This is a genomic window from Citrobacter braakii (assembly GCF_002075345.1).
Classification (GTDB): domain Bacteria; phylum Pseudomonadota; class Gammaproteobacteria; order Enterobacterales; family Enterobacteriaceae; genus Citrobacter; species Citrobacter braakii.
In genome coordinates, this window is record NZ_NAEW01000001.1 from 256,004 (window position 1) to 264,996 (window position 8,993).

At 54.8% G+C, this 8,993-nt stretch carries 12 protein-coding genes; 9 read left to right on the plus strand and 3 right to left on the minus strand.

Annotated features, from left to right (window positions below; translation table 11 throughout):
• Window positions 1–76: 76 nt before the first annotated feature.
• The 3 genes from flgN to flgA form a co-directional block, all read right to left on the minus strand.
• Window positions 77–499: a flagella biosynthesis chaperone FlgN gene (flgN, locus tag BZK42_RS01430; RefSeq protein WP_016152623.1), complete on the minus strand. Its 423-nt coding sequence runs from the start codon at window positions 497–499 to the stop codon at window positions 77–79.
• A 3-nt stretch (window positions 500–502) separates the two neighbouring features.
• Window positions 503–796, minus strand: a complete 294-nt coding sequence (gene flgM / locus BZK42_RS01435; protein ID WP_016152624.1) for a flagellar biosynthesis anti-sigma factor FlgM — start codon at window positions 794–796, stop codon at window positions 503–505.
• Between the two features lie 93 nt (window positions 797–889).
• Window positions 890–1,549, minus strand: a complete 660-nt coding sequence (flgA, locus tag BZK42_RS01440; protein WP_016156187.1) for a flagellar basal body P-ring formation chaperone FlgA — start codon at window positions 1,547–1,549, stop codon at window positions 890–892.
• Window positions 1,550–1,706: 157 nt separating this feature from the next.
• On the opposite strand from flgA, the gene flgB reads away from it, so the two are divergent.
• From flgB to flgJ, 9 genes are read left to right on the plus strand one after another with little or no spacing between them, the layout of a single operon-like run.
• Window positions 1,707–2,123 carry a flagellar basal body rod protein FlgB gene (flgB, locus tag BZK42_RS01445; RefSeq protein WP_016152626.1) on the plus strand — a complete coding sequence of 139 codons (417 nt, stop codon included), beginning with the start codon at window positions 1,707–1,709 and terminating at the stop codon, window positions 2,121–2,123.
• Between the two features lie 3 nt (window positions 2,124–2,126).
• Window positions 2,127–2,531, plus strand: coding sequence for a flagellar basal body rod protein FlgC (gene flgC, locus BZK42_RS01450; protein WP_006685091.1), 405 nt, complete (start codon window positions 2,127–2,129; stop codon window positions 2,529–2,531).
• A gap of 12 nt (window positions 2,532–2,543) precedes the next feature.
• On the plus strand, window positions 2,544–3,242 hold the full coding sequence (gene flgD / locus BZK42_RS01455) for a flagellar hook assembly protein FlgD (protein WP_080858638.1): 699 nt from the start codon (window positions 2,544–2,546) through the stop codon (window positions 3,240–3,242).
• 26 nt (window positions 3,243–3,268) lie between these two features.
• Complete coding sequence (flgE, locus tag BZK42_RS01460; protein ID WP_046274760.1) at window positions 3,269–4,561, plus strand: flagellar hook protein FlgE; 1,293 nt, start codon at window positions 3,269–3,271, stop codon at window positions 4,559–4,561.
• 20 nt (window positions 4,562–4,581) lie between these two features.
• Window positions 4,582–5,337: a flagellar basal body rod protein FlgF gene (locus BZK42_RS01465; RefSeq protein WP_016156188.1), complete on the plus strand. Its 756-nt coding sequence runs from the start codon at window positions 4,582–4,584 to the stop codon at window positions 5,335–5,337.
• Between the two features lie 13 nt (window positions 5,338–5,350).
• Window positions 5,351–6,133, plus strand: coding sequence for a flagellar basal-body rod protein FlgG (flgG, locus tag BZK42_RS01470; RefSeq protein ID WP_080858639.1), 783 nt, complete (start codon window positions 5,351–5,353; stop codon window positions 6,131–6,133).
• 57 nt (window positions 6,134–6,190) lie between these two features.
• A complete protein-coding gene (locus BZK42_RS01475; RefSeq protein WP_046274759.1) occupies window positions 6,191–6,889 on the plus strand; it encodes a flagellar basal body L-ring protein FlgH in 699 nt (232 codons plus the stop codon).
• Between the two features lie 33 nt (window positions 6,890–6,922).
• Window positions 6,923–7,999 carry a flagellar basal body P-ring protein FlgI gene (locus tag BZK42_RS01480; RefSeq protein WP_019076467.1) on the plus strand — a complete coding sequence of 359 codons (1,077 nt, stop codon included), beginning with the start codon at window positions 6,923–6,925 and terminating at the stop codon, window positions 7,997–7,999.
• Complete coding sequence (gene flgJ / locus BZK42_RS01485) at window positions 7,999–8,949, plus strand: flagellar assembly peptidoglycan hydrolase FlgJ (RefSeq protein ID WP_016152632.1); 951 nt, start codon at window positions 7,999–8,001, stop codon at window positions 8,947–8,949. Before BZK42_RS01480 ends, flgJ begins: the two co-directional genes overlap by 1 nt.
• Window positions 8,950–8,993: the final 44 nt, after the last annotated feature.

Below are 8,993 nucleotides of genomic sequence, written 5' to 3' on the forward strand. Positions count from 1 at the left end.
GCCGGATGGCGGCATGACGCCGTATCCGGCCTACAAAACGCGTAGGCCTGATAAGCAAAACGTTATCAGGCTAGCATCAGATAGAGAATTTTTTCCCGCCGCGGTGCGCAGCAGAGGTTTGACCGTTTGCGCCATACAGCGCCGGTTCCTGGTGCGGTTTCAGCACTTGAATCGCTTGTTGATTGCGCTCGATCTGCCCTTCCAGCAGCCAACCGTTGTGCTGGTTGAGTTCGCGTAGGTCCTGTGTTTTTCGGGTAATGGTCTGCCAACGCTCGGCAATTTCATCATTGGCGCTGCGCGTGGCGTCATGCTCCAGACGGCGCTGCTGCTCCAGATAATCAAGGGTTGCCAGCAAAGAGCTTTTTTCTTCTGTAATACGCTGTAGCTGGCTGCCGTTAATATATCCTGCGGAAAGCTGCTGCTGTTCAGCATCCATTACCGTTTTCAGGTCATTGAGGACGGTCGTCATCTGGTCAAGTATTTCTGACAAACGAGTCATACTTTATTTACTCTGTAGGTAGCTCTGCGCCTCGCGGATCAGCGAGTCGGCAATTTTTCCGGTGTCCATTTTCAGCTCGCCATTACGGATTGCGGTTTTGAGTGCTTCCACGCGTTCCATATTGATGTCATTGGTGCCGGGCTGCATCAGTTTGGCCTGGGCGTCGCTCAGCATGACGCTGGTGCTGGTGGTGGCGGTGGTTTTTTCCTTCCGCGTTTTTTGTACCGGCGCATCGCTGGTTTCACGTGGCTGAACGGTACTTACTGGCTTCAATGGTGAGGTACGATCAATGCTCATTTTGTTTATCCTCATCGAGGGGTTACGCTATAGCGGCCCGCTGTAATCATTGGTTGTTTATCTATCGGCACACGCTAAAAAATCTTTAACCTATTATAGGTTAATAAGAATATTCCCATCAGAATCGACGACACCGCTCACCACCTGGCCTGAAATCATCCGTACTCGGGCATTCTGGGCGACGGCGGCATTGTTCAGCGCTTTACCTTCGGCATTCACCCGAAAGCCATCTCCGTTGGCAATAACCAGGACGCGCTGACCGGCCTTGATTCGCCATGCCTGGCGCAACATGGAAAGCTGTATCGGCTGACCAGGCACCAGATCGCGCAGGCTTACGGCATCCTGCACCTGATTCATATCCAGCACGGCGCGCGGAGGGAGTTGGTCCAGTCGACCTCGTTTCAGCGTTACGCTGGCCGAAGTCAGGGCGCTACCCCGAGCGACGGGCGCGGCGGCAACAACGTAGTTTCCCGTGGCCTGCACGTTCACCTGCAGATAACGTTTCTCGTTGGCGCAGCGCGCCAGCACGTTCACATTACCCCACAATTTTGCACTCCCGGACACGCTTAATGCTGGTTGTTCGCAGCTCGGCAATAAGTTTGGCGACGTTCGGATAGTAACGACGACCTCATCGCTAAATCCGGCCAGTCGCTGGGAAAACCATGCCGTCAGCTGTGAATTCAGGTCTTGCGCCAGCGTCATAGGACTGAACAGCAGTGCTGCCACGACGACTCCACGTTTAAACGTTTGCATCAAAACCTCGCGCTTTTTCAGGTAGTGACAGGATTCTACCTGTGTGACGCAGTCATCAACGCAACAAATAGCGACGCATTTTGCGTTTATTCCGGCGATAACGCGCGCGTAATGGGATTTAAGCTGTCGGCTGAATTTTGTCATTTGCGGAGGAGATATGCTCGATAAGCTCGACGCCGCCTTACGTTTTCAACAGGAAGCGCTGAATTTGCGCGCCCAACGCCAGGAAGTATTGGCGGCCAACATAGCCAATGCCGACACGCCGGGGTATCAGGCGCGCGACCTGGATTTCGCCAGTGAATTAAAAAAAGTCATGGTGCGAGGACGGGAAGAAACCGGCGGTGTCTCGTTGACGCTGACCTCTGCACAACACATTCCGGCCCAGACCGTTTCCGCTCCTTCTACGGAACTGCTCTACCGCATTCCTGATCAGCCGTCTCTCGATGGCAACACGGTAGATATGGACCGGGAGCGTACGCAATTTGCAGACAACAGCCTCAAGTATCAAATGGGGCTGACCGCGTTGGGTGGACAAATCAAAGGCATGATGAACGTGCTGCAAGGAGGGAACTAATTCGTGGCGCTGTTAAATATTTTTGATATCGCAGGCTCTGCGCTGACGGCTCAGTCTAAGCGCCTGAACGTGGCGGCCAGCAACATGGCGAATGCGGATAGCGTCACCGGACCTGACGGTCAGCCCTATCGCGCGAAGCAGGTTGTTTTTCAGGTTGATGCCGCGCCAGGCGCGGCAACCGGTGGCGTAAAAGTCGCTGACGTCATTGAAAGCCAGGCACCGGATAAGCTGGTTTATGAACCCGGTAATCCGCTGGCCGATGCGAATGGTTACGTAAAAATGCCGAATGTGGACGTCGTCGGCGAAATGGTCAACACCATGTCAGCCTCGCGTAGCTACCAGGCAAACGTCGAAGTGCTCAATACGGTGAAAAGCTTGATGCTCAAAACGCTGACGCTAGGCCAGTAAAAGGAGGCGCACATGTCTATTGCTGTAAAAATGAATGACCCGAGCACGACGGGTGTGAATGACGCAACGGGGAAGAGTTCGCTGACGGGCAGCAACGCCGCGGACCTGCAAAGCAGCTTCCTTACGCTGCTGGTTGCACAGCTGAAAAACCAGGATCCAACCAACCCGCTGCAAAACAACGAACTGACCACCCAGTTGGCGCAAATCAGTACCGTGAGCGGAATTGAGAAACTGAACACCACGCTGGGATCGATCTCCGGGCAGATCGACAACAGTCAGTCGCTGCAGGCCAGTACGCTGATTGGCCACGGTGTCATGATCCCAGGTACCACCATCCTGACCGGTAAAGGTACGGAAGAGGGCGCAAAAACCACCACCACGCCGTTTGGCGTTGAACTGCAGCAACCGGCAGACAAGGTTACCGCAACCATTACCGATAAAGACGGCAAGGTGGTACGCACCATTGATATTGGTGGGTTGAAAGCGGGCGTTCATACCTTTACCTGGGACGGCACCATGACCGATGGCACGGATGCGCCAAGCGGTTCTTACAACGTGTCAATTGCTGCCGGTAATGGCGGAACACAACTGGTGGCTCAGCCGCTTCAGTTTGCGCTGGTGCAGGGCGTTATTCGCAGCAACGGCGGTAATACGCTGGATCTGGGCACCTATGGAACCACCACCCTCGACGAAGTACGGCAGATCATTTAAGCCTTCACACTTATCAGGAGTAAGTCATGGCCTTTTCACAAGCGGTCAGCGGTCTGAACGCTGCAGCGACCAACCTCGATGTCATTGGTAACAACATCGCCAACTCCGCCACCTACGGTTTTAAATCCGGTACGGCCTCTTTTGCCGATATGTTCGCCGGTTCTAAAGTGGGTCTGGGCGTTAAAGTTGCGGGCATTACCCAGGACTTTACCGACGGTACCACGACCAACACTGGTCGCGGGCTGGATGTCGCTATCAGCCAGAACGGTTTTTTCCGCATGGTAGACAGCAACGGTTCCGTTTTCTACAGCCGTAACGGTCAGTTCAAGCTCGATGAAAACCGCAATATCGTCAACATGCAGGGGCTACAACTGACGGGCTATCCGGCTACCGGTACACCGCCAACGATACAGCAAGGTGCTAACCCGGCGCCGATCACTATCCCGAATACGCTGATGGCGGCTAAAACCACCACGACTGCGTCAATGCAGATCAACCTGAACTCCACTGACAAGGTGCCAACGAAGACCCCGTTTAATCCCAGCGATGCGGATTCCTACAACAAAAAAGGCTCAGTTACCGTTTTCGATAGCCAGGGTAACGCCCACGACATGAATATTTTTTATGTCAAAACAGGCCCGAACAAATGGGATGTCTACACCCAGGACTCCAGCGTTGCGGGTTCAGTTGCCAACAAGAATGCGGTGATGAACTTTAGTGCTAACGGTACGCTGACCTCAGTGAACAATTATGTTCCAGGGACTGTGCCAGTAGATCCAGCAGATCCGACTGGACCAAAAATCCCCGTTGAAGGCCCAGCTAATGCCCAACCGCAAATTCAGATAACGACCGGTACGATCAATGGCGCAGTTCCGGCGAACTTCTCCCTGAGCTTCCTCAATTCCATGCAGCAGAACACTGGCGCCAACAACATCGTTGCCACGAATCAGAACGGCTATAAGCCGGGCGACCTGGTGAGCTACCAGATTAACAATGACGGTACTGTGGTCGGTAACTACTCCAACGAACAGCAACAGGTTCTGGGGCAGATCGTGCTGGCAAACTTTGCCAACAACGAAGGTCTGGCTTCTCAGGGTGACAACGTCTGGGCAGCCACGCAGTCTTCCGGGGTGGCGCTGCTGGGTACTGCAGGCGAGGGTAACTTCGGCAAGCTGACCAACGGCGCGCTGGAAGCATCAAACGTGGATTTGAGTAAAGAACTGGTGAATATGATCGTCGCCCAGCGCAACTATCAGTCGAACGCGCAGACCATCAAAACCCAGGACCAGATCCTCAACACGCTGGTCAACCTGCGCTAAGCGCCTGACGGGATGGCTTAATGGATCACGCAATTTATACCGCCATGGGCGCGGCCAGTCAGACGCTGAATCAACAAGCGGTGACGGCCAGCAACCTGGCAAACGCCTCAACGCCGGGTTTTCGTGCGCAGCTCAATGCGCTGCGCGCGGTTCCCGTTGAAGGATTGTCTTTACCGACGCGTACGCTGGTGGTGGCCTCCACGCCGGGGGCCGATATGACGCCGGGTCAGATGGACTATACCTCACGTCCGCTGGACGTGGCGCTGCAACAGGATGGCTGGTTGGCTGTGCAGACCGCGGACGGTAGCGAAGGATATACCCGAAATGGCGCCATTCAGGTAAGCCCTACGGGGGAACTGACCATTCAGGGACACCCGGTGATTGGCGAAGCCGGACCAATAGCCGTACCGGAAGGTTCAGAAGTCACCATTGCGGCAGACGGCACGATCTCGGCGCTCAACCCTGGCGATCCGGCTAACACCGTTGCGCCAGTTGGGCGACTGAAACTGGTGAAGGCCACGGGGAGTGAAGTGCAACGTGGCGATGACGGTATGTTCCGTCTGACCCAGGCCGCGCAGGCTACCCGTGGCGCTACGTTACAGGCCGACCCCAGCATTCGCGTTATGTCGGGTGTGCTGGAAGGCAGTAACGTTAAGCCGGTAGCCGCGATGAGTGACATGATCGCCAACGCCCGTCGTTTCGAAATGCAAATGAAGATTATCAGTAGCGTGGATGATAACGCGGGTCGCGCCAACCAACTGCTGTCGATGAGTTAATACAGGACATTTTATGATCAGTTCATTGTGGATCGCCAAAACCGGCCTGGATGCGCAGCAAACCAACATGGATGTGATTGCCAACAACCTGGCAAACGTCAGCACCAACGGATTTAAGCGTCAACGTGCCGTTTTTGAAGATCTGTTGTACCAGACGATTCGCCAGCCTGGCGCACAGTCTTCTGAACAAACCACACTGCCGTCTGGTTTGCAGATTGGTACCGGTGTGCGCCCGGTCGCGACCGAGCGTTTACACAGCCAGGGGAACCTGTCGCAGACCAACAACAGTAAAGATGTGGCGATTAAAGGGCAGGGCTTTTTCCAGGTCATGCTGCCTGATGGCACGTCCGCCTACACCCGTGACGGTTCTTTCCAGGTGGATCAGAACGGTCAACTGGTGACTGCGAGTGGTTTTCAGGTTCAGCCGGCTATCACCATCCCGGCTAACTCGCTTAGTATCACCATTGGACGCGACGGTATCGTCAGCGTAACCCAGCAGGGCCAGGCAGCACCGGTTCAGGTTGGGCAGCTTAACCTGACTACTTTTATGAACGATACCGGTCTGGAAAGCATTGGTGAGAATCTGTACACCGAAACGCAGTCATCCGGTGCGCCGAATGAGAGCACTCCGGGGCTGAACGGCGCGGGTCTGCTGTACCAGGGTTATGTTGAAACCTCTAACGTCAACGTGGCGGAAGAGCTGGTTAACATGATCCAGGTTCAGCGCGCTTACGAAATCAACAGTAAAGCGGTATCGACCACCGATCAGATGCTGCAAAAACTGACGCAACTCTAAAGTGTGGCCCGGTGGGGTGAAAGCCTCACCGGCACACTGATTTTGAAGATGACCGCAATGCGAAAATACGCGCTTCACCCATACCCAATTTTAGCCCTGTTGGTAGTTTCACTGACAGGATGCGCCTGGATCCCGGCCACGCCCCTCGTGCAGGGCGCAACGTCTGCCCAGCCTGTTCCTGGCCCGACGCCAGTGGCGAATGGATCAATCTTCCAGTCGGCCCAACCGATTAACTACGGTTATCAGCCGTTATTCGAAGACCGCCGTCCGCGCAATATTGGCGATACGTTGACCATCGTATTGCAGGAAAACGTCAGCGCGAGCAAAAGTTCTTCGGCTAATGCCAGCCGCGACGGCAAGACCAACTTTGGTTTTGATACCGTACCGCGTTATTTGCAAGGACTGTTTGGCAACGAGCGTGCTGACGTAGAAGCTTCAGGCGGTAACTCCTTTAACGGTAAAGGCGGCGCGAACGCCAGAAATACCTTCAGCGGTACCCTGACCGTAACGGTCGACCAGGTACTGGTGAATGGCAACTTACATGTTGTGGGTGAAAAACAGATCGCCATTAATCAGGGCACTGAATTCATTCGCTTCTCCGGGGTCGTTAACCCGCGCACCATCAGTGGCAGCAACTCCGTACCGTCAACTCAGGTTGCGGACGCACGTATTGAGTATGTCGGCAACGGCTACATCAATGAAGCGCAGAATATGGGCTGGTTGCAGCGTTTCTTCCTTAACTTGTCGCCGATGTAAGCGAGGTAGCCAGTGTTTAAATCTTTAGTTGGAATGGTGCTGGTGCTGATAACCACCTTTGCGCATGCCGACCGTATTCGTGACCTGACCAGCGTTCAGGGCGTGCGGGAAAACTCGTTGATCGGTTATGGGCTGGTGGTCGGTTTGGATGGCACGGGTGACCAGACCACCCAGACGCCGTTTACTACGCAAACGCTCAACAACATGCTTTCGCAGTTGGGAATTACCGTGCCAACCGGCACCAATATGCAGCTGAAAAACGTGGCGGCGGTGATGGTGACCGCGCAATTCCCGGCCTTTGGTCGTCAGGGGCAAACCATTGACGTGGTGGTCTCTTCCATGGGGAACGCCAAAAGCCTGCGCGGCGGAACGTTGCTGATGACCCCGCTGAAAGGGGTCGATAGCCAGGTATATGCGCTGGCGCAGGGGAATATTCTGGTAGGCGGTGCAGGCGCGGCTGCGGGTGGCAGCAGCGTGCAGGTAAACCAGCTCAATGGCGGACGTATTACCAACGGCGCGACCATCGAACGTGAATTACCCAGCCAGTTCGGCGGCGGTAACACTATTAATCTGCAGCTCAATAATGAAGATTTCACTATGGCGCAGCAGATAACCGACACCATTAACCGTTCGCGCGGCTTTGGTAGCGCCACTGCGCTGGACGCCCGGACGATTCAGGTACGCGTGCCAAGCGGCAACAGTTCGCAGGTGCGTTTCCTTGCTGACATCCAGAATATGGAGGTGAATGTCACGCCGCAGGATGCGAAAGTGATTATCAACTCGCGCACCGGATCCGTTGTCATGAACCGTGAAGTCACGCTGGATAGCTGTGCCGTCGCGCAAGGCAACTTGTCGATAACGGTAAACCGCCAGGCGAACGTCAGCCAGCCGGATACACCGTTTGGCGGTGGACAGACCGTGGTGACACCTCAAACCCAGATCGATCTGCGCCAGAGCGGCGGTTCGCTGCAAAGCGTGCGTTCCAGCGCCAACCTGAACAATGTTGTGCGTGCGCTTAATGCGCTAGGGGCAACGCCGATGGATCTGATGTCCATTCTGCAATCGATGCAGAGCGCGGGATGCTTACGCGCCAAACTGGAAATCATCTAATGATTGGTGACAGCAAACTGCTGACCAGTGCCGCCTGGGATGCGCAATCACTGAACGAACTGAAAGCGAAAGCGGGTCAGGACCCGGCGGCGAATATCCGCCCGGTTGCCCGTCAGGTTGAAGGGATGTTCGTACAAATGATGCTGAAAAGCATGCGTGAAGCGCTGCCGAAAGATGGCGTTTTTAGCAGTGATTCGACACGTTTGTATACCAGCATGTATGACCAACAAATTGCGCAGCAGATGACCGCAGGTAAAGGTCTGGGACTGGCTGAAATGATGGTTAAGCAGATGACTGAAGGGCAGGCGCAACCTGCAGACGATGCGCCGCAGGTGCCAATGAAGTTCTCTCTGGAAACGGTGACCAGCTATCAAAACCAGGCGCTGACGCAACTGGTCCGTAAAGCCATTCCCCGCGCGACGGAAAGCAATGATGAGCCGCTGTCAGGTGACAGCAAAGACTTCCTCGCCCAGCTATCGCTGCCGGCTAAGCTGGCAAGTCAGCAAAGCGGGGTTCCGCATCATCTGATTCTGGCGCAGGCGGCGCTGGAGTCCGGATGGGGGCAGCGACAAATCCGGCGTGAGAACGGTGAACCGAGCTTTAACATTTTTGGCGTGAAGGCTTCGGGAAGCTGGAAAGGCCCAACCACCGAAATCACCACCACCGAATATGAAAACGGCGAGGCGAAAAAGGTGAAAGCCCGATTCCGCGTCTATAGCTCTTACCTTGAGGCACTGTCGGATTATGTCGGTCTGATATCGCGTAACCCGCGCTATGCGGCGGTAACCGCCGCTGCTACCGCCGAGCAGGGGGCACAGGCTTTGCAGAATGCCGGTTACGCGACTGACCCTAACTATGCGCGTAAATTAACCAGCATGATCCAGCAGTTGAAATCGATGAGCGAAAAAGTGAGCAAAACCTACAGTACGAATATCGATAATCTCTTTTAAATAGCTCAAGTCTACCAACCTGCTGCCGATAATAACGAGTATTG

Coding starts and splice junctions, on each gene's coding strand:
- flgE (WP_046274760.1), top strand. CDS start 3,269: ATGGCCTTTTCACAAGCGGTCAGCGGTCTGAACGCTGCAGCGACCAAC.
- flgG (WP_080858639.1), top strand. CDS start 5,351: ATGATCAGTTCATTGTGGATCGCCAAAACCGGCCTGGATGCGCAGCAA.
- BZK42_RS01465 (WP_016156188.1), top strand. CDS start 4,582: ATGGATCACGCAATTTATACCGCCATGGGCGCGGCCAGTCAGACGCTG.
- flgA (WP_016156187.1), bottom strand. CDS start 1,549: ATGCAAACGTTTAAACGTGGAGTCGTCGTGGCAGCACTGCTGTTCAGT.
- BZK42_RS01475 (WP_046274759.1), top strand. CDS start 6,191: ATGCGAAAATACGCGCTTCACCCATACCCAATTTTAGCCCTGTTGGTA.
- flgN (WP_016152623.1), bottom strand. CDS start 499: ATGACTCGTTTGTCAGAAATACTTGACCAGATGACGACCGTCCTCAAT.
- flgM (WP_016152624.1), bottom strand. CDS start 796: ATGAGCATTGATCGTACCTCACCATTGAAGCCAGTAAGTACCGTTCAG.
- flgJ (WP_016152632.1), top strand. CDS start 7,999: ATGATTGGTGACAGCAAACTGCTGACCAGTGCCGCCTGGGATGCGCAA.
- flgB (WP_016152626.1), top strand. CDS start 1,707: ATGCTCGATAAGCTCGACGCCGCCTTACGTTTTCAACAGGAAGCGCTG.
- flgD (WP_080858638.1), top strand. CDS start 2,544: ATGTCTATTGCTGTAAAAATGAATGACCCGAGCACGACGGGTGTGAAT.
- BZK42_RS01480 (WP_019076467.1), top strand. CDS start 6,923: ATGGTGCTGGTGCTGATAACCACCTTTGCGCATGCCGACCGTATTCGT.